Origin of the sequence: Streptomyces antarcticus (genome assembly GCF_026627255.1) — a bacterium.
Lineage (GTDB): Bacteria > Actinomycetota > Actinomycetes > Streptomycetales > Streptomycetaceae > Streptomyces > Streptomyces antarcticus.
The window spans coordinates 74,851-98,127 of record NZ_JAPNLM010000019.1 but is presented as its reverse complement, the minus strand read 5'-3'; the positions used below and the strand labels follow the sequence as shown (position 1 = coordinate 98,127).

Annotated in this window: 23 protein-coding genes and 1 riboswitch; of the genes, 7 read left to right on the top strand and 16 right to left on the bottom strand. The window is 74.0% G+C overall.

What is annotated here, in order from left to right; translation table 11 throughout:
• Positions 1–183: 183 nt before the first annotated feature.
• Entirely contained in the window at positions 184–1,452 is a 1,269-nt protein-coding gene (locus OTB16_RS26180) for a serine hydroxymethyltransferase (RefSeq protein WP_267723210.1), read from the bottom strand.
• A 33-nt stretch (positions 1,453–1,485) separates the two neighbouring features.
• Positions 1,486–1,576: riboswitch (ZMP/ZTP riboswitch) on the bottom strand.
• A gap of 119 nt (positions 1,577–1,695) precedes the next feature.
• On the opposite strand from OTB16_RS26180, the gene rocD reads away from it, so the two are divergent.
• Positions 1,696–2,901 carry an ornithine--oxo-acid transaminase gene (gene rocD / locus OTB16_RS26175; protein WP_267723209.1) on the top strand — a complete coding sequence of 402 codons (1,206 nt, stop codon included), beginning with the start codon at positions 1,696–1,698 and terminating at the stop codon, positions 2,899–2,901.
• Positions 2,902–2,931: 30 nt separating this feature from the next.
• Here rocD and OTB16_RS26170 read toward each other — a convergent pair whose 3' ends face one another.
• Entirely contained in the window at positions 2,932–4,134 is a 1,203-nt protein-coding gene (locus OTB16_RS26170; RefSeq protein ID WP_267723208.1) for a glutathionylspermidine synthase family protein, read from the bottom strand.
• A gap of 13 nt (positions 4,135–4,147) precedes the next feature.
• Positions 4,148–4,447 carry a hypothetical protein gene (locus OTB16_RS26165; protein WP_267723207.1) on the bottom strand — a complete coding sequence of 100 codons (300 nt, stop codon included), beginning with the start codon at positions 4,445–4,447 and terminating at the stop codon, positions 4,148–4,150.
• Positions 4,448–4,559: 112 nt separating this feature from the next.
• On the opposite strand from OTB16_RS26165, the gene OTB16_RS26160 reads away from it, so the two are divergent.
• Positions 4,560–5,402: a DMT family protein gene (locus OTB16_RS26160; RefSeq protein WP_267723206.1), complete on the top strand. Its 843-nt coding sequence runs from the start codon at positions 4,560–4,562 to the stop codon at positions 5,400–5,402.
• On the opposite strand, the gene OTB16_RS26155 is transcribed toward OTB16_RS26160, so the two are convergent.
• Genes OTB16_RS26155 through OTB16_RS26145 form a run of 3 tightly spaced genes read right to left on the bottom strand, consistent with a single transcriptional unit; the run spans position 5,389 to position 6,610 of the window.
• Positions 5,389–5,583 (bottom strand): DUF397 domain-containing protein, encoded by a 195-nt coding sequence (locus tag OTB16_RS26155; RefSeq protein WP_267723205.1) that lies wholly within the window; start codon positions 5,581–5,583, stop codon positions 5,389–5,391. The genes OTB16_RS26160 and OTB16_RS26155 overlap by 14 nt on opposite strands.
• Positions 5,580–5,786 carry a DUF397 domain-containing protein gene (locus OTB16_RS26150; protein WP_267723204.1) on the bottom strand — a complete coding sequence of 69 codons (207 nt, stop codon included), beginning with the start codon at positions 5,784–5,786 and terminating at the stop codon, positions 5,580–5,582. Before OTB16_RS26150 ends, OTB16_RS26155 begins: the two co-directional genes overlap by 4 nt.
• Positions 5,783–6,610: a helix-turn-helix domain-containing protein gene (locus OTB16_RS26145; protein ID WP_267723203.1), complete on the bottom strand. Its 828-nt coding sequence runs from the start codon at positions 6,608–6,610 to the stop codon at positions 5,783–5,785. The genes OTB16_RS26150 and OTB16_RS26145 overlap by 4 nt, the downstream gene beginning before the upstream one ends.
• Before the next feature lie 108 nt (positions 6,611–6,718).
• On the opposite strand from OTB16_RS26145, the gene OTB16_RS26140 reads away from it, so the two are divergent.
• Positions 6,719–7,165, top strand: a complete 447-nt coding sequence (locus OTB16_RS26140) for an ATP-binding protein (RefSeq protein ID WP_267723202.1) — start codon at positions 6,719–6,721, stop codon at positions 7,163–7,165.
• Here OTB16_RS26140 and pdxR read toward each other — a convergent pair.
• A complete protein-coding gene (gene pdxR, locus OTB16_RS26135; RefSeq protein ID WP_267723201.1) occupies positions 7,146–8,537 on the bottom strand; it encodes a MocR-like pyridoxine biosynthesis transcription factor PdxR in 1,392 nt (463 codons plus the stop codon). The genes OTB16_RS26140 and pdxR overlap by 20 nt on opposite strands.
• A 47-nt stretch (positions 8,538–8,584) precedes the next feature.
• On the opposite strand from pdxR, the gene OTB16_RS26130 reads away from it, so the two are divergent.
• Positions 8,585–9,103: a carboxymuconolactone decarboxylase family protein gene (locus OTB16_RS26130; RefSeq protein ID WP_267723200.1), complete on the top strand. Its 519-nt coding sequence runs from the start codon at positions 8,585–8,587 to the stop codon at positions 9,101–9,103.
• On the opposite strand, the gene OTB16_RS26125 is transcribed toward OTB16_RS26130, so the two are convergent.
• From OTB16_RS26125 to OTB16_RS26100, 6 genes are all read right to left on the bottom strand, one after another.
• Positions 9,104–10,048 carry a hypothetical protein gene (locus tag OTB16_RS26125; protein ID WP_267723199.1) on the bottom strand — a complete coding sequence of 315 codons (945 nt, stop codon included), beginning with the start codon at positions 10,046–10,048 and terminating at the stop codon, positions 9,104–9,106.
• 2 nt (positions 10,049–10,050) lie between these two features.
• Positions 10,051–10,467: a hypothetical protein gene (locus OTB16_RS26120; RefSeq protein WP_267723198.1), complete on the bottom strand. Its 417-nt coding sequence runs from the start codon at positions 10,465–10,467 to the stop codon at positions 10,051–10,053.
• Positions 10,457–12,190 carry a hypothetical protein gene (locus OTB16_RS26115; RefSeq protein ID WP_267723197.1) on the bottom strand — a complete coding sequence of 578 codons (1,734 nt, stop codon included), beginning with the start codon at positions 12,188–12,190 and terminating at the stop codon, positions 10,457–10,459. The genes OTB16_RS26120 and OTB16_RS26115 overlap by 11 nt, the downstream gene beginning before the upstream one ends.
• A 158-nt stretch (positions 12,191–12,348) precedes the next feature.
• Positions 12,349–13,338 carry a malate dehydrogenase gene (locus tag OTB16_RS26110; RefSeq protein ID WP_267723196.1) on the bottom strand — a complete coding sequence of 330 codons (990 nt, stop codon included), beginning with the start codon at positions 13,336–13,338 and terminating at the stop codon, positions 12,349–12,351.
• Positions 13,339–13,608: 270 nt separating this feature from the next.
• A complete protein-coding gene (locus OTB16_RS26105) occupies positions 13,609–14,145 on the bottom strand; it encodes a DUF3017 domain-containing protein (RefSeq protein ID WP_267723195.1) in 537 nt (178 codons plus the stop codon).
• Positions 14,135–14,995, bottom strand: a complete 861-nt coding sequence (locus tag OTB16_RS26100) for a bifunctional methylenetetrahydrofolate dehydrogenase/methenyltetrahydrofolate cyclohydrolase (RefSeq protein WP_267723194.1) — start codon at positions 14,993–14,995, stop codon at positions 14,135–14,137. The genes OTB16_RS26105 and OTB16_RS26100 overlap by 11 nt, the downstream gene beginning before the upstream one ends.
• Before the next feature lie 244 nt (positions 14,996–15,239).
• Here OTB16_RS26100 and OTB16_RS26095 point away from each other — a divergent pair, with 244 nt between their 5' ends.
• Complete coding sequence (locus OTB16_RS26095) at positions 15,240–15,965, top strand: RDD family protein (RefSeq protein ID WP_267723193.1); 726 nt, start codon at positions 15,240–15,242, stop codon at positions 15,963–15,965.
• A 115-nt stretch (positions 15,966–16,080) separates the two neighbouring features.
• Here OTB16_RS26095 and purH read toward each other — a convergent pair whose 3' ends face one another.
• Together purH and purN are read right to left on the bottom strand one after the other, a co-directional pair.
• A complete protein-coding gene (gene purH / locus OTB16_RS26090; RefSeq protein ID WP_267723192.1) occupies positions 16,081–17,682 on the bottom strand; it encodes a bifunctional phosphoribosylaminoimidazolecarboxamide formyltransferase/IMP cyclohydrolase in 1,602 nt (533 codons plus the stop codon).
• The gene (gene purN, locus OTB16_RS26085) at positions 17,679–18,302 is read right to left on the bottom strand and encodes a phosphoribosylglycinamide formyltransferase (protein WP_267723191.1); all 624 of its coding nucleotides are present in this window, start codon (positions 18,300–18,302) and stop codon (positions 17,679–17,681) included. The genes purH and purN overlap by 4 nt, the downstream gene beginning before the upstream one ends.
• 245 nt (positions 18,303–18,547) lie before the next feature.
• On the opposite strand from purN, the gene OTB16_RS26080 reads away from it, so the two are divergent.
• Complete coding sequence (locus OTB16_RS26080) at positions 18,548–19,213, top strand: hypothetical protein (protein ID WP_267723190.1); 666 nt, start codon at positions 18,548–18,550, stop codon at positions 19,211–19,213.
• Between the two features lie 130 nt (positions 19,214–19,343).
• Here OTB16_RS26080 and OTB16_RS26075 read toward each other — a convergent pair whose 3' ends face one another.
• Positions 19,344–21,167 (bottom strand): cell division protein PerM, encoded by a 1,824-nt coding sequence (locus OTB16_RS26075; protein WP_267723189.1) that lies wholly within the window; start codon positions 21,165–21,167, stop codon positions 19,344–19,346.
• A 119-nt stretch (positions 21,168–21,286) separates the two neighbouring features.
• Here OTB16_RS26075 and OTB16_RS39680 point away from each other — a divergent pair, with 119 nt between their 5' ends.
• Entirely contained in the window at positions 21,287–23,245 is a 1,959-nt protein-coding gene (locus OTB16_RS39680; RefSeq protein ID WP_267723188.1) for a helix-turn-helix domain-containing protein, read from the top strand.
• Positions 23,246–23,277 lie beyond the last annotated feature (32 nt).

The following is a 23,277-nucleotide window of genomic DNA, read 5'->3' as shown; positions in this document are numbered from 1 at the left end:
GAACCTCCCGGGTCGCGCCGCTCCCCCGCCCGGCCCCGCACGGGTACCGGGCGGTAGTGCGGCGGCCGGATCCCGCCCCGGCCGAGCGACCGCTTTGCACCCGGCGGGGCTGATTTCAGCCCCGTCGGCGTGTGAGGCGCGGGGTCCGGGTCCGGGGCGGCGCCCCGGCAACGGGTCCGCAGGTCAGGACAACGGCAGGCCCGGGGCCGGGAAGGCGGCCATCAGGTCCGTGACCTCGGCCCGGATCGCGCCGAGCGCCGGCTCGTCGCCCTTGGCGGCGGCGTCCACCGCGCGGGAGATCCAGTCCGCCACCGCCGGCATGTGCGCGGCGGTCAGCCCGCGGGAGGTCAGCGACGGCGTGCCGATCCGCACCCCCGAGGGGTCGAACGGCTTGCGCGGGTCGAAGGGGACGGTGTTGTAGTTCACGACGATGCCCGCCCGGTCCAGCGCCTTGGCGGCGACCTTGCCCGCAACGCCCCGCGAGGTGAGGTCCATCAGGATCAGGTGGTTGTCCGTGCCGCCCGAGACCAGGTCGAAGCCGCGCTCCAGCAGGGCCGCGGCCAGCGCCTTCGCGTTGGCGACGACCGTGTGCGCGTACGCCGTGAAGGAGGGCTGCGCCGCCTCGTGGAGGGCGACGGCGATACCGGCCGTCGTCTGGTTGTGCGGGCCGCCCTGGAGGCCCGGGAAGACGGCCTTGTCGATGGCCTTGGCGTGCTCCTCCCGGCACATCAGCATCGCGCCGCGCGGGCCCCGCAGGGTCTTGTGCGTGGTCGTGGAGATCACGTCGGCGTGGTCCGCCGGGGACGGGTGCGCGCCGCCCGCGATCAGGCCCGCGATGTGGGCGACGTCCGCGACCAGGACCGAGCCCGCCTCCTCGGCGATCGAGGCGAAGGCGGCGAAGTCGATGGTGCGGGGCAGCGCGGTGCCGCCACAGAAGATGATCTTCGGCCGCTCGGCGAGCGCCAGCTCCCGTACGGCGTCGTAGTCGATCAGCCCGTTGTCGGGGCGCACCCCGTACTGGACGCCGCGGAACCACGAGCCGGTCGCCGAGACGCCCCAGCCGTGGGTGAGGTGCCCGCCCATCGGCAGGGCCATGCCCATGACGGTGTCGCCGGGCTTCGCGAAGGCCAGGTAGACGGCCAGGTTGGCCGGGGAGCCGGAGTACGGCTGGACGTTGGCGTGGTCCACCCCGAACAGGCCCTTGGCCCGCTCGACGGCGAGGGCCTCGACGCGGTCGATGTTCTGCTGGCCCTCGTAGTAGCGGCGGCCGGGGTAGCCCTCGCTGTACTTGTTCTGCAGCACCGTCCCGGAGGCTTCCAGGACGGCCGCGGACACGTAGTTCTCGCTGGGGATCAGGCGCAGGGTCTGCGCCTGGAGGACTTCCTCCGCCGCGACGAAGGACGCCAGTTCGGGGTCGGTCGCGGACAGGGCGGGATGGCGGCTCGCGGACATGCGGCTCCTCCGGGGTCGATGGGAATCGGTACCCCGCGAGGCCCAGGCGAGCGGCCCTGTGTGCGGATCTGCCCGCACGACTCCCCCGGAGTCGCTTCTCCGTACGCCAGTCGCCGTGCGTGCCGCTCACCCTAGCGGGCGCGCCGCCCGGGAGGTTTCCGCGTCCGCAATACGAGCGACGATAAGACTGTGACGCCACCCTCGTCACACGCTCACCCGGCAAGACGGACGATCGGAGACCCCGTGTCGACAACTGCTGATGCCATCCGCTCCGCCGAGGCGCACAGCGCGCACAACTACCACCCGCTGCCCCTCGTCATCGCCTCCGCGGAAGGCGCGTGGATGACCGACGTGGAGGGGCGCCGCTACCTCGACATGCTCGCCGGCTATTCGGCGCTCAACTTCGGCCACGGCAACCGCCGTCTGCTCGACGCGGCCCGCGCGCAGCTGGAGCGGGTCACGCTGACCTCCCGCGCCTTCCACCACGACCGCTTCGCCGACTTCTGCACCGAACTGGCCGCGCTGTGCGGCAAGGACATGGTGCTGCCCATGAACACGGGCGCGGAGGCGGTCGAGACGGCGGTCAAGACCGCCCGCAAGTGGGGGTACGAGGTCAAGGGCGTGCCGGACGGACACGCCAAGATCGTGGTCTGCGCCGACAACTTCCACGGCCGGACCACGACGATCGTCTCGTTCTCCACCGACCACGACGCCCGCGACCACTTCGGGCCGTACACGCCGGGCTTCGAGATCGTCCCGTACGGGGACCTCACCGCGCTCGCCGCGGCCGTCACCGAGAACACCGTCGCCGTGCTGCTGGAGCCGATCCAGGGCGAGGCGGGGGTGCTGGTGCCGCCGGCCGGCTACCTCCAGGGCGTACGGGAGCTGACGCGCGAGCGGAACGTGCTGTTCATCGCGGACGAGATCCAGTCGGGCCTGGGCCGGACCGGCCGGACCTTCGCGTGCGAGCACGAGGGCGTCGTCCCGGACGTGTACCTGCTGGGCAAGGCGCTGGGCGGCGGCGTGGTGCCGGTCTCGGCCGTCGTCGCCGACCGGGACGTGCTCGGGGTGTTCCGGCCCGGGGAGCACGGCTCGACGTTCGGCGGCAACCCGCTGGCCTGCGCGGTGGCGCTGGAGGTCGTCGCGATGCTGCGGACCGGCGAGTACCAGCAGCGGGCCACCGAGCTGGGCGACCACCTGCACCGGGAGCTGAACGTGCTGGTCGGCGGCGGTGCGGTGACCGCCGTACGGGGGCGCGGGCTGTGGGCGGGCGTGGACATCGACCCGTCGCGCGGAACCGGCCGGGAGATCTCCGAGAAGATGATGGAGCGGGGGGTGCTGGTGAAGGACACCCACGGGTCGACGATCCGGATCGCCCCGCCGCTGGTCATCTCCAAGGAGGACCTGGACTGGGGGCTGGAGCAGCTCCGGTCGGTCCTCTCCGCCTAGCCGGGCCTCCCCGGCCCGGGGAGGCCGCCGCTAGAGGATCACGTGGGGCAGGAAGCGGGCGTACTCGTCCGTGACCGGCCCCGCGGATTCGCGGATGCCGAGCCCCGCCGCCTCGTCCTCGACGACCCACGCGCCGAGCACCACCCGGTTGCCGTCGAAGTCGGGCAGCGGGGCCAGGCCCTGGAAGCAGTACCGCTCGCCCTCCTCCGGGACGAAGGGCTCCCCGCCCTCGCCCGGCACGTGGAGGGTGACCCCGGCGCCCTCGCGGCCGAGCAGCGGCTTGGCCACGTACCCGCCCGATCCGGGCCCGGCCAGCTCGCGGGGGCCGTCGAGGTAGGCGGGCAGCAGGTTCGGGTGCTCCGGGAACAGCTCCCACAGGACGGCGAGCAGCGCCTTGTTGGAGAGCAGCATCTTCCACGCCGGCTCGATCCAGCAGGTGCTGCCGGTGCCGCCGCCGTGGTCGTAGGTGCCGATGACCTGCGGGCCGAACTCGTCGGCGGCCAGCCACTCCCACGGGTAGAGCTTGAAGCAGCTGCGGATGAAGCGGAGCTTCTCGTCCACGAACCGGCCGGACAGGCTGTCCCAGCCGATCTGCTCGACGGACAGCGCCTGGGTGTCGATGCCGGCCTGCTCGGCGGTCTCCTGGAGGTAGGCGACCGTCATCAGGTCCTCGCCCAGCTCGTCGGTCTCGGAGTGCGCGAAGTGCAGCGGGCCGGGCGGCAGCAGTTCCGCCTGCCGGCGCCAGGCCTCCACGAGCCGCTCGTGGAGGGAGTTCCACTGGTCGGCGCCGGGGAACCGCTCCTCCATCCAGAACCACTGCGGGCTGGCCGCCTCCACCAGGGAGGTCGGCGTGTCGGCGTTGTACTCCAGCATCTTGGCCGGGCCGCCGGCGCCGTCGTAGCGCAGGTCGAAGCGTCCGTAGAGGGACGGCTGGTCGGCGCGGCGGCGCCAGGACTCGGCGACCAGCGCGGCCACCTTCGGGTCCGTGATGCCGAGGTCGGCGAAGCGGTCGTTCTCCACGATGTGCGCGGCCGCGGCCATGCACATGGCGTGCAGCTCCTCGACGACGTTCTCCAGCGCCTCCACCTCGGGGAGCGTGAAGGAGTAGTACGCGCTCTCGTCCCAGTAGGGGCGCAGCGAGTCGTCCGGGTAGCGCGTGAGGGGGTAGATCAGGCCCTGCTCCTCGACGGTCTTCTGCCAGTCGGGGCGGGGTTCGATGGTGTGCCGCTTCATGGTTCTGGGTTCCTCAGCCGCCGCTGGTGCCGGACTTGCTGCCGCCGATGCCGCCCCGCGTGACGGCCGACTTGTCGAAGCTGCCGCCGGAGACCTTGCCGGCGACGACGGAGCCGCCGTAGTAGTACGCGCCGTGGCCCCCGCTCTTGCATTCCTTGTTGTTCAGCTTCTCCAGCGTGGAGCGGGACGCGCACCGCTTGTCGGGCTCGTCGCTGCTGCCGCAGGCCACGAGCGTGGCCGCGAGGAGGCCCATGCCGCCGAGGGCGACGACGCTGGAGCGCATGCGGCGCTGGTTGGTGCTGCTGCTGTCCATGTGGCTGCTCCCCCTGGGTGGCGTACTGCCGACAGAGTAGAGCGGGCCCCCCGGGGGATGGAATCCGGCCGTCGTGAGATCTGTGACCTAGAGTCACTTCGTGCTGATTGGGATGATTTGTGCGCTCGGGGCCGCGCTGTGCTTCGGTACGGCCTCGGTCCTCCAGGCGGTCGCGGCGCGGGCGGCGGAGCCGGGGACCGGGTCCGGCGTGGACCCGGCGCTGTTCCTGCGGGCCGTGCGGCAGTGGCGGTATGTGGCCGGACTGGGACTGGACGGAGTCGGCTTCGTGCTCCAGATCATCGCCCTGCGCCACGTCCCGATCTATGCGGTGGGGGCCGCGCTGGCCGCCAGCCTCGCCGTGACGGCCGTGGTCGCGGCGCGGCTGATGGGGGTACGGCTCTCCCGGACCGAGTGGGCCGCCGTGGGGGTGGTGTGCGCGGGGCTGCTGATGCTCGGGCTGGCCTCCGGGGAGGAGGGCTCGGGAACGGGCTCCGACGCGCTGCGGTACGGGCTCCTCGGCGTGGCGGCGCTGGTGCTGCTGGTCGGCGCGGCCGCCGGACGGCTCCCGGACGGGCCGCGCGCCCTGACCCTCGGCCTGGCGGCGGGCACGGGGTTCGGGGTGGTGGAGGTGGCCGTCCGCCTGATCGACGGCTTCTCGTGGAGCGAGCTCGCCAACCCGGCGCTGTACGCGCTGCTCCTGGGCGGCGCCGCGGGCTTCCTGCTGCTGACCTCTGCGCTCCAGCGCGGCTCGGTCACGGCGGCGACGGCCGGCCTGGTGCTCGGCGAGACCATCGGGCCCGCGCTGGTGGGGGTGGTGTGGCTGGGCGACCGCACCCGGGAGGGGCTGGGCTGGCTCGCCGTCCTCGGCTTCACGGTGGCGGTCGCGGGCGCCCTCGCGCTCGCCCGCTTCGGCGAACCGGCCCCGGAACCGGGCCCGGCTCCTACCGGCCCCTGACCCCGGCCACGAACGCGGCGAACGCCCCGGCCCCGACCTCCAGGACGGGCCCGCCGGGGTTCTTGGAGTCCCTGACGGGCACGACCCCGCACGAGGCGACCAGGTTGGTGGCGACCTCGACGCAGTCGCCGCCGTTGTTGCTGTAGGAGGACGTGACCCAGCGGGGCTCTGCGCGGATCACCGGAGCCCGCCCTTGACCCCCGCCACGAACGCGGCGAACGCGCCGGGCGCGAAGTCCAACACGGGCCCGCCGGGGTTCTTGGAATCACGAACCGGAACCACCCCGCGCGAAGCGATCAAGTTCGTGGCGACCTCTATGCAGTTGCCACCGTTGTTGCTGTAAGAGGACTTGAACCAGCGGGGGGAATCGGTGCGGGTCGTCACGGGGAGCCCTTTCGTACCGCATTGATCATGGCGACTGATGCCGTCTGGGAGAGCGCTTCGGCCTGTAGCTGATGGTAGGCCGTAAGCATGGGCAGGACCGAGACGGTTTCTCGGTCCAGGTGCCCCTGCGCCTGTGACTCGGCGTACGCGACGACGGAGCGATCGGCAAGCGTCAGCAAGTTGACCGGCAGGTCGAACGGCCGGCGCTCCCCGATGCCAAAGGGTGCCACCTGAAGAACCGTATGGGCCCGCGCCGCGAACTCGACCAGCCGGTCCAGCTGGGCTCCCATGACTTCAGGGCCGCCGACGGGCCGACGGATGCAGCTTTCGTCCATCACCACGAACACCATGGGTGGTCGATCCCGCTCCAACGCCTCTTGGCGCTCAGCAAGGAACGCCACGCGCTCCGCCGCGTACGCGGGAGTGATGGCGCCGCGTTGCACGGCGCTGTTCGCCAACGCCTTCGCGTACTCGGGCGTCTGCAACAGGCCAGGAACGATGCCGATCTCGAACAGGCGGAGCTCCACCGCCCGGCCTTCGTATCCCACGTACTCCGGGAAGCCTTCCAGTAGCGCACCGTGCCGAATCTCCAGGGACTGGCGCTCGAACGCATCGCCGGTCCCGAATGCGGCATCCGCACTCCGCGAAAACCGCAAAGTCGGCACCTTGCGACCAGTTTCCACCGAGGAGATGTGCGTGCTCGAATACCCCATCCGCTCGCCCAGGTCGTCCTGGGTCCACCCCTGCGCCTTCCGCGAGCTGCGCAGGCGGGCGCCGAACGCGGCCTGCGGAGAGCTCTCCGGATTCAGCTCCTTGACGTTCACGCGGCACGCACCAACCTTTCGTCCTCCCCTGACACGTTGAATGCTTCCCTGTGTGCGGCCACGCTGAACCTCACCGGTAGCGGAACGACTACACAGAGGAGCGGCGCCATGCCCAACGCAGGCAACGAATGGCGGCAGCGGTTCAGCAGTACCCGGCGGGGCGCGCGGCTGGCGCGGGAGCTGGCGCTGCTGGAACTGGCGCGGTGGGGTTATCCGTTGGCCGGGGGCGACAGCGAGCGCGTCGCGCAGGTCGTCGCCGAGCTGGCGGCCAACGCCGTGGCGCACGGCGGCGTGCCGGGGCGGGACTTCGAGCTCGGGCTGCGGGAACTGGACGGCGTGCTGCGGGTGGAGGTCTCCGACGCGCGGGCGGGACAGCAGCCCCGGGTCCGGCCGGGGCCGGTCGAGCCCGACGAGCACGGTCACGGCCTGCGGATCGTCGAGGCGCTCTGCGTCGCCTGGGGCGTCTCGGGCCGGCTGGTCGGCAAGACCGTCTGGGCCGAGGTGGCCACGCGGGCGGCGGCCCCGCGGACCGCGGCTACGGCAGCGCGGCCGTGAGCGCCGCCAGGGTCGGCGACCACGCGCTGGCGGCCGGGCTCCCGTAGCTCACGACCAGGGCGTCGCGCGCCGGCAGCTCCGCCTGCGGGTGCCGGAAGGCGGCGAGGCCCTCCAGGGCCAGGTCCTGCCAGGCCCCGGACCGGATCACCGCGCGCTCCGTCCCCTCCGGAAGGTCCAGCACCGCGTGCAGCCCCGCCGCGATGCCGGAGACCCCCACCCGGCCGGCCACGGCCGCGACGAGCTCGTCCCGGCGGCGCCGGTAGCGCAGCCGCATCCCGCGCACGTGCCGGTCGTACGCCCCCGAGGTGATGAACTGCGCCAGCGTCAGCTGGTCCAGCGCGCTGGAGGTCGCGTCGCCCGCGCCCCGCACCGCCATCACCTCGTCCAGCAGCCCCGGCGGGACCACCATCCAGCCCATGCGCAGGCCCGGCGCGAGGGACTTGCTGGCCGTGCCCAGGTACACGACCCGGTCGGGGTCCAGCCCCTGGAGCGCCCCCACCGGCTGGCGGTCGTAGCGGAACTCCCCGTCGTAGTCGTCCTCCAGGACCAGCCCGCCCGTGGACCTGGCCCAGTCGACCGCGGCCGCCCGGCGGGCCGGGGTCAGGGCCGCGCCGGTCGGGAACTGGTGCGCCGGGGTCAGCAGGACCGCGCCGGGACCGGAGGTCAGCCCGCCCGTACGGGCCCCGTCCGCGTCCACCCCCAGCGGCCGCGTCCGCAGGCCCGCCCGTTCCAGCAGGTTCCGGTGGATGTCCAGCCCGTACCCCTCCACCGCCACCTCCCGTACCCGCCGCGCCCGCAGCATCCGCGCGAGCAGCGCCAGCGCGTGCGCGAAGCCCCCGCACAGCACGATCCGCTCCGGGTCCGCGTACACCCCGCGCGCCCGGGCCAGGTACCCGGCCAGCGCTTCCCGCAGCTCGATCCGGCCGCGCCCGTCGCCGTAGCCGAAGGCCTCGACCGGCGCGTCGGTCAGCGCCCGCCGGGCCGCCGCCAGCCAGGCCGTACGGGGGAAGCCGCCCACGTCCGGGGAGCCCGGCATCAGGCTGTACGCGAGCCCCCGGCGCGCGGGGTGCCGGACCCGGGGCGCGGCGGCGGGGCGCAGCGGGCGGGCCCGTTCGGCCACGCGGGTCCCGGAGCCCTGCCGGGCCGTCAGCCAGCCCTCGGCGACCAGTTCGGCGTACGCCTGGGCCACCGTGTTCCGCGCGATCCCGAGGTCGGCGGCGAACGCGCGCGACGACGGCAGCCGGGTCCCGGCCGGGAGCCGCCCGCTGCGCGCGGCCTCGCGCAGCGCCTCGGTGAGGCCGGCCCGCAGGCCGCGCCCGGAGACGAGGTCCAGATGGAGGTCCGCGCCGAAAGTGGCCCACGATTCCGTCATGGAGATGGACCATATCGGTGGGCCGCCCGGCTCCTAGGGTGGGTCGCATGACAACCACGGCGGAACACCCGCACACCCACGACCGCGCCCCCGAGCACAGCCCGCGCCTCCAGCTCGCGAAGCTCGCGCCGGAGGCCTACAAGGTCGTCCTGGCCCTGGAGATCGCCTCGAAGAAGGACCTGGACCCGGTCCTGGTCGAACTGGTCAAGATCCGCGCCTCGCAGCTCAACCACTGCGCCTTCTGCATCGACATGCACACCAAGGACGCCCTCGCCGCGGGCGAGAGCGTGGAGCGGATCGTCCAGCTCAGCGCCTGGGAGGAGTCGCGGCACTTCTACACGGAGCGGGAGCTCGCCGCGATCGGGCTGGCCGAGGCCGTGACCGTCCTGACGGACGGCTTCGTGCCGGACGAGGTGTGGGAGAGGGCCGCGAAGCAGTTCGAGGAGCGCGAGCTCGCCCAGCTCGTCACCGTCATCGCCACGATCAACGTCTGGAACCGCTTCGCCGTCACCACCCGCATGGCCCCGGGCCACTACACGCCGGGCATGTACAACACCAAGGGCTGATCAGTCGGTCCGGAACGACTCCGCGGCGGCCGTCAGGCGGGCGCGCACCACCTCGGGGGCGGCCGCCGGTCCGGCCGCCAGCAGTGCCCAGCGCCGGCCGTCAGGGGCGACGACGATCCGCTCGATGCCCCGGCGGCGGCCGCCCGCCTCGGCGCTGTCGTACTCGTAGACCAGCTCGCAGGAGTCGGCGGACAGCTCGCCGACGGACACCTCCCGGTAGCCCGGGTTCCCGTCGTCCAGGCCCCGTGAGGAGGTCCGCAGCAGGTCGCAGGAGCCGACGCCCGCGGGTTCGGTGATCCGGAAGACCTGGAGCAGCGCGGTGCGGTCCCCGGGCGGCCGGTAGAAGGCGCCGCTCCCGGTCTCGCCTGTGCTGGGCCGCCAGCCCTCGGGCACGGCGACCGAGAAGCCGTTGTCGCTGCGGACCACCGAGTACGACGGGCTCGGCGTGCCGGGCGTCGGGCTGGGCGTCGGGGACGGGCTCGGGCTCGGGCTCGTCTCCCCGCTCGGCGACGCGGACGCCGGGCCGGAGCGCGTACCGGAGGCCCCGGACGCCGACGGGGGCGCCGCCGGGGTCTTCGGGTCGTCGTCGGCGAGCGCGAGCCAGCCCGCCACGGCGGCCCCGCTCACCAGCGCCGAGCAGAGGGCCACCAGCAGCGGCGTCCGCCAGGGCCGGTGCGGACCGGGGCCGGAGCCGCCGGAGCCAGGTCCGTATGCGGTTCCGTATCCGGGGCCGGGGCCGTATCCGGGGCCGCCGGGGCCGCCCGCGCCCGCCGCGTGGTCCGCCGCGCGGTCCGCGGCGCCCTGGCCGGTCCCTTCCGGCTGCCATCGCGGTGGCACCGGCGGGAGCGGTGGGGGCGTACGGGGCAGCGGGGGCTGCTGCGCCGGCTCCTGCCCCGACTCCCAGCGCTGCGCGTCCGCGTTCCAGCGCGCGCCTCCCGAGGCCACCGTCAGCCCCCCAGCGAGGCGAGCAGCCCGCCGAGCGCCGCGGCCGCGTTCACCGACTCCACCAGCGGGGCCCAGCGTTCCAGCGTGCCGCGCAGCCGGGCGGGCAGGCCGGGCCGGATCTCCCCGGTCTCCTCCAGCTCTCCGGCGGCCTCGTCCAGCTCGGCGTCGAGCGCCGTGCGGTCGGCGCCCCGGGGCAGCCGTACGAGGGCGGCGCGCAGCTCCCGTACGGCCTCCAGTAGTTCCGCCGCGCCGGGGCCGTCCGCCCCCGTGCCGCCGTAGTGGACGGTGGTGGTGTTGGCGGTGTTGGTGTTGTTGCTGCCGCCGATGCTGAAGGCGCCGCCCTGCACGGTCCCGATGCGGACCTGCCCGGGGCCGGCGCCCGTACCGTCGGCGGCCGCCCCGGTTGCCTCATCTGCCACTGCCGTTGCTCCCGTTCGTGTGCGTGTGATGGCTGGTGTGGTTGCTGTTGCCGCTGCCGCCGACGCTGAAGGCGCTGTGGTTCATCGACTGGATGAACACCCCGCCCTCGGCGACGTGGACCAGGCGCTGGTCGAACTCGTCGGTGTGCCAGCCGGCTTCGTGCAGGGTCTCCTTGACCCCGCCGGCCACCCGCTCCTGGATGGTCTTCAGGTACCGGTCGAGGTCCATGAGGTGGAAGAGCGACCCGTCGGGCTGCGCGGCGATCTCCCGGACGGACAGCCCCGGCCCGGCCGGCAGCGCCCCCCGGTGGCCGGCCGTGGCCACCCGCCACACGCTCGCGCTGCCCCCGAAGAGCGTCGCCAGCGAGGCGCCGAGCGAGCGGGGCGTACGCCCCACGGCCGAGACCGCCTTCGCGAACGGGTTGTTGTTCCGGTGCCGCAGGGCGAAGTCGTCGGCCGCCTGGAACACCTCGTCGACCGGCAGCAGCACGTGCGGCGCCACCTCCAGCATCAGCATCCGGCCCTGGGTGTGGACCCGCACGAACACGGTCACGACGAGGTTCTCGTCCCAGCCGCCGACCCGGATGCGCAGGAAGTGCCGTCGTTGCTCGCCGCCCTCCTCGACGGCGTCCGCGCGGTGCGCCTCGTACACCTCCGGGCGGAACAGCTCCGGCAGCCGCCCCGGGAGACCCGCGGCGGGCAGGAACACGCACTCGTCGACGACGAGTTCGCGCAGCCGGTCCCGTACGGCGGCCTGCGCCCTCGGTGATCCGTGCGGCGTCGGCAGCCGCAGGCCCTCCAGCCGTGGCCGGATCCGTTCCAGGATCCGGGCGTTGTCGACGAGCTCCGGCGGTTCGGCGGCGGCGCGGTCGCTGCGCGGGCGCAGTTCCACGGCCAGGTGCCAGGGCCGGTACGGCAGTCCCGCCCCGCGGAAGGGGTCCTCGAACCCGTACATGACCAGCCGGGAGTGCTGCTCGTGGCGGATGCGCTCCTGGGCGCGGGCGAAGCGGACGCCGACGGCCTGTTCGGCGGGATCGGTGTCGGGGCGCGCGTACGCGTTCCGGTCCAGGTCGTGCAGGATCACCCGGGCGACGTGGCCGCGCTGGAGGCCGACGACGGTGGCGACGGCGGCGAACGCGGCCAGCACCCCCAGGCCGGTCCAGCTCTCCAGGAGGCCGCCACCACTGGCGTACAGCAGCGGGGCCAGGCCCAGCGCGTCCAGCAGCCAGAACAGCGGCCGCAGGAACACCAGGACCTGCACGCCGCTGCCCAGGGCGGCGACGGCGAGCACGAGCAGCAGCAGCCAGGCCCAGAGCCGGACCAGCGCGCCGGCGACCCGGCTCAGCACTCCGACGGCCCCCCGGCCGCGCGAGGTGAGCCAGCCGGCGATGCCGAGCAGCAAGAACGGCACCGCCACCACCAGGAGCGCGCCGCCGGTGAGCAGGACCCCGGCGAACCAGGCGAAGACGACCCCGGCGGCCCAGCCCAGCTCCGCCCGGCGGGCGCGCAGGGCGTGGGCGAGGACCCGGGCGGCGTCGAACCCGTAGGAGGGCGCGACGATGCGTTCCTCGTGGACGTACAGTTCCTCGATCACCCGGTCCCGGTAGGCCGAATCGAGGTAGGTGCCGGCGCACAGCAGGCGTCCCGCCTCGCTGAGCGACGGGTGGACGGGCGACCTGTCGTCCGAGGTCGCGCCCGTGCCCGTGGTGGTGCTGGTGGTCACCGAATCCCCCTCCGGTGTGCGGAGGGCAACGGTAGGGGAGGCCGCGGCCGCCCGACAGGAGGAAACGAGCCAAAAGGCCCCGGCGCACGGGGCGCCGGGGCCTTTCGGATCAAACAGGTGGTGCGGGTGGTGCGGGTGGTGCGGGTGCTGCGGGGCGGTCAGATCAGACCGAGCTCGCGGACCGCGTCGCGCTCCTCGACCAGCTCCGCCACGGACGCGTCGATGCGCGCACGGGAGAACTCGTTGATGTCCAGGCCCTGGACGATCTCGTACTTGCCGTCCTTGGTGGTGACGGGGAAGGACGAGATGATGCCCTCCGGGACGCCGTAGGAGCCGTCCGACGGGATGCCCATCGAGGTCCAGTCGCCCGCGGCGGTGCCGTTGACCCACGTGTGCACGTGGTCGATGGCGGCGTTCGCGGCGGAGGCGGCGGAGGACGCGCCACGGGCCTCGATGATCGCGGCGCCGCGCTTGGCGACGGTCGGGATGAAGGTCTCGGCGAGCCACAGCTCGTCGCTGACGACCTCGGCGGCGTTCTTGCCGGCGATCTCCGCGTGGAAGATGTCCGGGTACTGGGTGGCCGAGTGGTTGCCCCAGATGGTCAGGCGCTTGATGTCGGTGACGTCGGCGCCGGTCTTCTTGGCGAGCTGCGAGATCGCCCGGTTGTGGTCCAGGCGGGTCATCGCGGTGAAGCGCTCGGCCGGTACGTCCGGGGCCGCGGCCTGCGCGATGAGCGCGTTGGTGTTGGCCGGGTTGCCGACGACGAGGACCTTGATGTCGTCCGCGGCGTGGTCGTTGATGGCCTTGCCCTGCGGCTTGAAGATGCCGCCGTTGGCGGAGAGCAGGTCGCCGCGCTCCATGCCCTTGGTGCGCGGGCGGGCGCCCACGAGCAGCGCGACGTTCGCACCCTCGAAGCCCTGGTTCGGGTCGTCGAAGATGTCGATGCCCTTGAGCAGCGGGAAGGCGCAGTCGTCGAGCTCCATGGCGGTGCCCTCAGCGGCCTTCATGCCCTGGGGGATCTCCAGAAGACGGAGCTTGACCGGCACGTCCGCGCCGAGCAGGTGACCGGACGCGATGCGGAAGAGCAGCGCGTAGCCGATCTGGCCTGCGGCGCCGGTGACGGTGACATTCACGGGAGTGCGGGTCATGGCCTTCTCCGTTAGACAGCTGGCGGTGGGGCGTCCCTGCCCCATGTGCTGGGAGGACGCCGCTCCCCGGCCCTGTGAATCTTGACGTGAAGAGACATCCGCCGTCAGGCTATCCGACCCGGGAGGGGCCCAATCCCCCGGTCCCTGTGGTCCGTGGCACACGTACGGGCGATCCGCGGCACCCGTACGGCCGATTCCGCCGCGCCGCCGCCCTGGATTCGAAGGCCCGGCGGGGCCGGCGGCGCCCTGTTCCGCAGCTCCTGGGCGGCGTCAGCGGACCGTGAAGCGGACCGCCGTCTCCAGGAAGGGGATCTCCAGCCACGGACTCGGCTCCATGACCAGCGCCAGCATGGTGATCGCCACGCCCAGCAGCCCGTACGTGGCCACGTCCGTGAACCGGGAGCGCACCGCGAGCATGCCCACCGACGGCAGCAGCTGACGCATCGCCGAGGCGGCGATCAGCGCGGCGCCGATCACCAGACAGCCGACCCGCGGATGCCCGATCGACATGGCCAGCAGGCCGGCCGCGGTCGCGGCGAGCACGCTGAGCATCGGCCACTGCCGGGCCGGCGCGGACACCGCCCCCGGGACGGCGCGGCCGCTGCCCTCGGGGCGCGCGGTGTCCCGGGTGACGGACGGGAAGCGGCGGGACCTGGCCGGGGCCGGCTCGACGGCCGGCTCGGGGCCGGCCTCCGGGGCGGGGACGGCGCCCGCCGGCTGCGGCTTGGACTGCGGCTCGGGCTCCGGCGGCGGTACCGGCTCGGGCTCCGGAGCGGTCGCGGCCTCCGCGCCCGGGTCAGCCTTCACCGGTGGTCCGTTCCGCCGCCTCGACCACGTTGACCAGCAGCTGGGCGCGGGTCATCGGGCCGACGCCGCCCGGGTTCGGGGAGATCCAGCCGGCCACTTCGGCCACGCCCGGGTGGACGTCACCGACGATCTTCCCGCCCTCGTCGCGGCTCACGCCGACGTCGAGCACGGCCGCGCCCGGCTTCACGTCCTCCGGCTTGACCAGGTGCGGCACCCCGGCCGCCGCGACGACGATGTCCGCCTGGCGCAGCAGCCCGGAGAGGTCGCGCGTACCCGTGTGGCAGAGCGTCACGGTGGCGTTCTCCGACTTGCGGGTCAGCAGCAGGCCGATGGAACGGCCCACGGTGATGCCGCGGCCGAGGACGACGACGTGCGCGCCGTTGATGCCGACCCCGTGGTGGCGCAGCAGTTCGACGATCCCGTACGGGGTGCAGGGCAGCGGCCCCGGCTCGTTGAGCACCAGCTTGCCGAGCGACATGGGGTGCAGGCCGTCGGCGTCCTTGGCCGGATCCATCAGCTCCAGCACCCGGTTGGTGTCGATGCCCTTGGGGAGCGGGAGTTGCACGATGTAGCCCGTGCACTCCGGGTTGGCGTTGAGTTCGCGCACGACCTCCTCGATGTCCTCCTGGGAGGCCGTCGCGGGCAGTTCGCGCTGGATGGAGGCGATGCCGACCTCGGCGCAGTCCTTGTGTTTGCCGTTGACGTACCAGCGGCTGCCCGGGTCGTCGCCGACCAGCAGGGTGCCGAGGCCGGGCGTGATGCCCCGGCCCTTCAGGGCCGCCACGCGGACGGTCAGTTCGGACTTGATCGCGGCGGCGGTGGCCTTGCCATCGAGAATCTGGGCAGTCATGAACCCATACTCCCGGATGGAGTGGCCCCGGTTCCACTCAAGGCGTTCACCGGAGCACACGGTTCATTGCACTTGCACAACAAGTCACGGAGCACTTGGGAACCGGCTGGACAAGTCGTCACCCGGCCGACGACGATGCACTCAAAGAGTGCCGCGGGCAGTACCGGGGGGTGGACCGCACATCGCAGTGTTTCCTCCGATAGTGCCGTGCGTCCCCGCACTTCCACGGAGGAACAACCCCAAGATGAGTTTCGGCGACCCGAACAACCCGTACGGACAGCAGCCTCAGCAGCCGCCGCAGGGCCAGCCCGGTTACGGCTACCCCCAGCAGGCCCCGCAGGGCGTACCGCCGCAGGGCGGCTACGGATACCCGCAGCAGGGCCAGCCGGGCGGCGCACCGCAGGCCCCCGGCACGCTCCAGGCGAACAACGGTCTCATCAGCGTCGCCGGTCTCGGCACGGTCGAGGTCGCCACGATGGGCCGCCGCTTCGGCGCCCGCGTCATCGACGGCCTCGTCATCGGTGTCCTGTACTTCGTCCTCGGCGCGATCGGCGTCGGCAGCCTCGTCGGTGCGGGCGAGGCGAGCATCCAGGACTGCAACAACCTCGACGCGGCCGCCTTCGAGACCTGCATGAACAACAACAACGAGGCCGCCGGCGGCATCCTCGCCGCCTTCATGGGCGCCATGTTCCTCCTCTTCATCGCCACGCTGCTCTACGAATGGCTGATGATCGCGTTCCTGGGCGCGACGGTCGGCAAGCTGGCGCTCAGCCTGAAGGTCGTCAAGGAGAACACGGGCCAGGTTCCGGGCCTCGGCGGGGGCTTCATCCGCTGGATCATCCCGATGGTCGGCGCCTTCCTCTGCGGTATCGGTCAGCTCCTGGTCTACCTCTCCCCCTTCTTCGACAACTCGGGCAAGCTCCAGGGCTGGCACGATCGTGCCGCCGGCACGATCGTCGTCAAGAAGTAGGCAGTCGAGCAGCAGGCAGTACCGCTCGCACGACGCCGAAGGCCGCGCCTCCCTCGTACGGAGGGAAGCGCGGCCTTCGGCCTACCCGGGGCACCACCGGTCCGGCGGGGTCCGGTCAGTGGAAGAAGTGCCGGGTCCCGGTGAAGTACATGGTCACGCCCGCCTTCTTCGCGGCCTCGACGACCTGCTCGTCACGGACCGAGCCGCCCGGCTGGACGACGGCCTTGATGCCGGCCGCCGTCAGGATCTCCAGACCGTCCGGGAACGGGAAGAACGCGTCGGACGCGGCGTACGAGCCCTGCGCGCGCTCGGCGCCCGCCCGCTCGACGGCGAGCTTCGCCGAGTCGACGCGGTTGACCTGGCCCATGCCGACGCCGACCGAGGCACCGTCCTTGGCGAGCAGGATGGCGTTGGACTTGACGGCCCGGCAGGCCTTCCACGCGAAGGCGAGATCGGCGAGTTCCGCGGCGGACAGGGCGTCGCCGGTGGCGAGGGTCCAGTTCGCCGGGTCGTCGCCCTGCGCCTGGCCCCTGCCCTTTTCAAACGTATCGCTCTGCTGGAGCAGCACACCCCCGGAGATGGGCTTGAGGTCGCCCGGCTGGTGCGGGGTGCCGTCCACCTTGAGGACGCGGATGTTCTTCTTCCTGGCCAGGACCTCGACCGCGCCGTCCTCGTACGAGGGGGCGGCGATGACCTCGGTGAAGATCTCGGCGACCTGCTCGGCGAGCTCGACGGTCACCGGGCGGTTGACGGCGATGACGCCGCCGAAGGCCGACAGCGGGTCGCAGGCGTGCGCCTTGCGGTGGGCGGCGGCCACGTCCGCGTCCACGGCGATGCCGCACGGGTTGGCGTGCTTGATGATCGCGACGCAGGGCTCGTCGTGGTCGTAGGCGGCGCGGCGCGCGGCCTCGGTGTCCACGTAGTTGTTGAAGGACATCTCCTTGCCGTGCAGCTGCTCGGCGTTGGCGAGACCACCCGGCTGACCGTCCGTGTAGAGCGCGGCGGCCTGGTGCGGGTTCTCGCCGTAGCGCAGGGTCGACTTGCGGTCCCAGGCGCCGGCCAGGAACTCGGGCAGCGCCGCGTCCCCGGCCTCCGGGGCGTACGCGTTCGTGAACCACGAGGCGACGGCGACGTCGTAGGCGGCGGTGTGCTGGAAGGCCTCGGCCGCGAGCCGCTTGCGGGCGGTCAGGTCGAAGCCGCCGTTCTTCGCCGCGTCGAGGACGTCGGCGTAGCGCGCGGGGCTGGTGACGACCGCAACGGACGGGTGGTTCTTGGCGGCGGCGCGGACCATCGACGGGCCGCCGATGTCGATCTGCTCCACGCACTCGTCCGGGGTGGCACCCGATTGGACGGTCGCGAGGAAGGGATAGAGGTTGACGACGACCAGGTCGAAGGGCTCGACGCCCAGCTCGGCGAGCTGGTTGCGGTGGTCCTCCAGGCGCAGGTCGGCGAGGATCCCGGCGTGCACGCGCGGGTGCAGGGTCTTGACCCGCCCGTCCAGGCACTCGGGGAAGCCGGTCAGCTCCTCGACCTTGGTGACGGGGACCCCGGCGGCGGCGATCTTCGATGCGGTGGAGCCGGTCGAGACGAGCGCGACGCCCGCCGCGTGCAGGCCGCGGGCCAGGTCTTCCAGTCCCGTCTTGTCGTAGACGCTGATGAGCGCACGCCGGATCGGCCGCTGGGTCGTGGTCGGGTCGTTGCTCTCTACGGCGGTCACTGGATTGTTACCTTTCGTCCCTCAATGCGGTAGCCGTGCCGGGCCAGGCGCCCCACGACATCGACGAGCAGTGCCCGTTCGACTTCCTTGATGCGCTCATGGAGAGCGGCTTCGTCGTCCTCGTCCCGGATCTCGACCACACCCTGGGCGATGACCGGACCGGTGTCCACGCCGGAGTCCACGAAGTGGACGGTGCAGCCGGTGACCTTCGCGCCGTAGGCGAGCGCGTCCCGTACGCCGTGCGCGCCGGGGAAGGACGGGAGGAGGGCGGGATGGGTGTTGACGAACCGGCCGCCGAAGCGGTCGATGAACGCCTTGCCCACGATCTTCATGAACCCCGCCGAGACCACCAGGTCCGGCGCATGGGCGTCGGTGGCCGCGGTGAGGGCGGCGTCCCACTCCTCGCGGCTCCCGTACTGCTTGACCGGGCACACGAACGTGGGGATCCCGGCCTTCTCCGCCCGCTCCAGACCGGCGATGTCCGCGCGGTCGGCCCCCACGGCGACGACTTCGGCGCCGAAGCCCTCGGCTCCGCCGGGGTGGGCGTCGATGGCGTCGAGCAGGGCCTGGAGGTTGGTGCCGGAACCGGATACCAGCACGACCAGGCGGGAGGCGGCCATGGGAGGCCCTTTCTCGGGGGAACGCGGTGTTCGTCTTTGTGTGGTCATACGAAACTTCGGGGTACCGATATACGGGGGACCCTACGAAGCCTCCGACCGCCTGCAACGATACCGGCACACCGGACAGCCCCCGAGGGACGGGGGCACGGCCGAGAGGTAGCGTCAGGCGTACACGCCGCAAACAGGCCTCACCTCGCCACGACGTCTCCCTCGACGTCCATGACACAGGGGAAGAAACACACCCGATGCCGGACCGCCGCCAGCCCGACTCCCCCACCGACGACAACCCCTTCGCGGCTCCCCCGGAAGGCCGGCCCGACCAGCCGTGGAAACCGCGCAGCGGCGGCGACGGCGGGGACGGCGACGGCGGGGACCGCCCGGGCGGCAGCCCGAAGGACGGGACCGGCAAGGGCGGCCCCGCCCGCTGGGACCCGACCGACCCGATCCAGCGCCACGCCCGGTACGCCCTGCTGGCCGGCATGTGGGGCTTCTTCTTCGGGATCTTCGGGATCCCGTCGGTGGGGCTGCTGCTGGGCGCGCTCGCCCTGTACTGGGGGATCAGCGCGCTGCGGGGCAAGCCCGCGGCGGCGACGCCGAGGTCGGCGTCGGTGGCCGACGTGTCCGGGGGCGGCCCCGGGGCCGCGTCCGGTTCCGTGGCGGAGCCCGCCGCGGGGCGGGGCGGCCTGGCGGCGCTGGGCGCCGCGGCGCGGCCCCAGCGGACGGCGGCGGTGAGCGGCCTGGTCTCGGCCTCGCTGGCGATCCTGCTGGCACTGAGCTCGTACGGGCTGCAGCTCGCGTACAAGGAGTTCTACGTCTGCCGGGACGACGCCCTGACGGCGGCGGGCGAGCTGGAGTGCAACGACCTGCTGCCGGACAACTACGTGGGCGACGTCCTCAAGGTCCGGCAGTAGGCCGAGTGGCCGAGTAGGCCTTGGACCGTAGCCGTAGGCCGCGAACGACGGCGGGGGCCGGCTCTGGAGCCGGCCCCCGCCGTCGTGTGTTGGGTGTCGTGTGCTGGGTGCCGGGTGCCGGGTGTCGCCGTCAGGCGTCCGGGGCGGGGTCGGGGTCGGGCCTCCGCCGGGCCATGACCCGTACGCCCGACGCGGGCGGCACCAGCGGCGGGCCGGGCGGCGTCACGGGCGGGGCGGCGGGCGCCGCCACGGGCGGCGGGGCCGGCGGTGCCGCCGGGATCGGGATCGGTGTCAGGTCCAGGCTGAACCCCTGCGCGACCGTCACCGGGCGCGGCCGCCTCGGCGCGGCCGGGGCCTCGACCGGCACCGCGGGCGGGGCGGCGGGGGCCGCCGGGACCGGGTGCACCTGGAACTCCTCGGGCCGCGGCGCCCTGGCCGGGGCCTGGGGCCGTACCGGAGCCGGAGCCGCCACGGTGGCCGACGCCGGGGCGGGGGCCTGCGGCCGGGCGGGGGCCTGGGGCCGGGCCTCGGGCCGGGCCTCGGGCGGGGCATCCGGCGGGGCATCCGGCGGGGCTTGGGCGGACGAGAAGTCCGGGATCAGGGTGCCCGCCGCGCGGCGCAGCGCCGCCCAGCGCACCTCCCGTACGCCGCTGTCGTGCCAGCGGTCGTCCTCCGCGAGGTCCGCGGCCGCCGCACCCTTCGCGGGACGGGTCCGCCAGGCGTGCACCGACACCGCCACCGGCACGGCGAGCAGCAGCGTCCAGACGAAGGCCGCCGCACCCGTCGCCCACCACACCGGCCCGAAGTCTGCCAGGCCCCGGGAGCCCAGCGGCCCCGCGGACGCCGCCGCCAGGCCGGCCATGGCCAGCCCGCACACGAGGGCGCCCAGGGCCGCCGTCAGGGCGGTCTCCCCGTACGAGACCTCGCGCGCCCGGCGCACCGCGAACCAGCCCACGGCCAGCCCGGCCACCACCGGCACCCCGGCGGCCGCCCAGGTCAGCGGGGTCCCCGGCCCCTCGGGCGGGAGCGCCGCCAGCAGCGGGAACCGGGGCAGCGCGGGCGATCCGGTGAAGCCGAGCGGGGTCACGGCCGCGCCGGTCCCCAGGGCGAAGCCGGGGCCGAGGCCGTAGGCGGCGCCCCACACCATGGCGTTCGGGATCAGGGCGAGCGCGAGCAGCAGCACCGCGAACCGGCCCGACCACACCCCGGTCAGGGCCAGGAAGGACCCCTGGACCTCCGCGCCGTGCCACGCGAGCGAGACGCCGACGAGCAGCGCGCCGCCGCCCAGCAGGACCAGCGCCCCGCCCGCTCCGGCCCGGAGCGCCAGCGCGTATCGGGGGCGCGCGAATGCCTTCCGTACGCTCCTGGGCCACCAGGACGGCAGCGGGCCGAGGGGACGCCCCCGGGCCGCCCACACCCCGCCGCCCGCGGCGAGCACCGCGACGAGCGGGACGTGCCAGGCCGCGCTGAGCGGATCGGCGGGCATCGGCCCCCCGGCGGCGTACACCGTGGCGAGGGACCCGACGGCCAGATAGCCGCAGAGCACGGCGGAGAAGACGGCGCCGGCGGGCAGCACCTCCTCGGCGTCCTCCTCCTCCGCCGCGTGCCCCAGCCGGGCGGCACGCCGCATCAGCAGGACGGGCAGGGCGACGAGCAGCAGGGGCGTCACCCCGACCGGCGCGGGCACCCCGGACAGGGTCTCGTACCGCACCAGCTCCGTCCCGTGGGCGAGGAGCCACAGCCCGGCGGCCAGGTGCAGGGCCCCGCCGGGGCCGCTGTCGGGGTAGGGGGAGCTGATCCACAGCACGATGACGAGCACGGCGAGGAAGCCGAGCCCGAGGCCGGCCGCCACGGCGCCGCCCATCACGCACGCTGCGGCAGCCGGGGAACGGCGCCTCCCGGCGGTCCGGGGGGCGCCGGACAACGGGGTCCCGCGTTCGGTCACTTGGGTCACCCCGCCATGGTGCCAACGACACGCGCTATGGGCGGGTAACAGGCGAATGCCCGTGGTGTCGCCCAATATACGTTTATGTACTTTATCGCCCAGGTCTGTCGGGTCACGGGGAGTGTGGCATGACACAAAGCGTCGAGACGAGCTCGGAGCTGAACCTCCCGTCCCCGAAGGAACGCCGCAGACTGCGCGAATCGGCTGCCCTGACGCACGAGGAGGTCGCTGCGGCGATGGGCGTCACCCCGACCACCGTGCGCTCGTGGGAGACGGGCCGTACGGAGCCCCGGGGCCGCAAGCGCGAGGCGTACGCGAAGTTCCTGGACACCCTCGCGTACCCGCCGGAGCGGGAGCCGGAGCCGGGGACGGGGACGAAGGCGGAGGCGGAGGCCACGGCCGCGCCCGAGGGCGCGGCCGGAACCGGAACCGGGACCGGGACCGGCTCCGGGGCGTTGGCGCCGGACGGGGCGGGCTCCGGCGCGCCCCCCGGGGGCTTCGGCCCGGCTGAAGAGCACCGGAACACCGCAACGGCCGAGGCCACGGCCGGCACGGACACCGCCGACGCACACGCGGCCGGCGCGGACACCGTCGGCACGGATACCGCCGACGCACACACAGCCGACGCACACGCGGTACGCGCATACGCCGCCGACGCCAATGGGGTCGGTGCGGACACCGCCGGCGCGGCGGGAGCCGGCACCGAACCCGCCGGAGCCACCACGGAACCCGCCGTCGGCGCCCGCCCGGCACCCTGGGAGCCCGCCTCCCCGGCGCCCGCCGACCCCACACCCGGGCCCTCCGGGCTGCGGGCGGTCGGCGGCGTCCGGTCCTTCGCGGGCGGCGGCCCGACTCAGAATCCGAACCCGGGCCAAAGACAGGCCTCCGGCGCCGGGACCCGGCCGAAGCCCGCGGCCAAGCGCGCCTCGAAGCCCCCGGCCGGGCTGCCGCGCCACGAGCCCAAGCCCTCGTACGCCAAGACCCTGGCCGGCGGCACCGCCCTGACCCCGGGAGCCCCGGGAGCCGTCGGAACCCCCGGAGCCGCCGGGGCGACGGGCGGCAGCGGTTCCGCCGCTCCGGCCGACGCCCCCGAGGTCGCGGAGGCCCCCGAGGTCGCCGGAGCCGCACCCGGGCCCGCCGAGGACGCGCCCGCCGGCCTCGACGCGCCGGCTCCCGCCACGGAATCCGGCGCCGCGCCCGGCACGACCGGCCCGGCCGCCGCCCCGGAGGGGGTCCCGGAGGGGGTCCCGGAGGGGGTCCCGGAGGGGGTCCCGGCCACCCCGGACCAGGCCTTCGACGCCCTCTACGCCCACGCCGCCCACGCCCTCACCCGGCAGACGTACCTGCTCACCGGCCGCCGCGGCCTCGCCCAGGAGGCGGTGGACCGGGCGTTCCAGCAGGCCTGGGCCCGGTGGCCCGAGGTGGCCGTCGACCCGGACCCGGTGGGCTGGGTGCGCGCGGCCGCGTACGAGCACGCCCTGTCCCCCTGGCACCGGCTCCGCCGGGCCCACCGCCGGCCCGACAAGCCCCCCGTCGAGCCCGCCGACCGGATCCTCCTGGACGCGGTCCTCGCGCTGCCCCCCGCGCACCGCCGCACCGTCGTGCTCTACGACGGCCTCGGCCTGGACCTGCCCGACACCGCCGCCGAGACCGAGGCCAGCACCCCCACCGCGGGCACCCGGCTGATCCACGCGCACGCCGCGCTGTCCGGCCGCATCCCCGAGCTGGCCGCCGTACCGCCCGAGAAGCAGTCCGCGCTGCTGCGCGACCGGCTCACCGCCCTGAGCCCGGCGGTACGCCTCGAAACGCGCTCCGCCTCCGTCGTGCGGGCCGCGGCGGAGCACCGCGCCCGGCTGTGGACCCGGGCCGCCCTCGGGCTGACCGCGGTGATCGCCGTCGCGACCGCCTACACCGCCTCGACTGCCCCGACCCGGTACGAGCCCCCGCGCTCACCCGGCGCGAACGTCTCCGGCGTACCCCCGCACAGCGGCCCCCAGCGGCTCACCGACGAGAGCCGTCAGCTCCAGGACAAGCTGCGGGACGACCCGCTGGCCGGACCCGGCCGCGTCACCCCGCAGATCGGGTAGCGGACCGGGTCCGGCACGACGGCGCGACGACG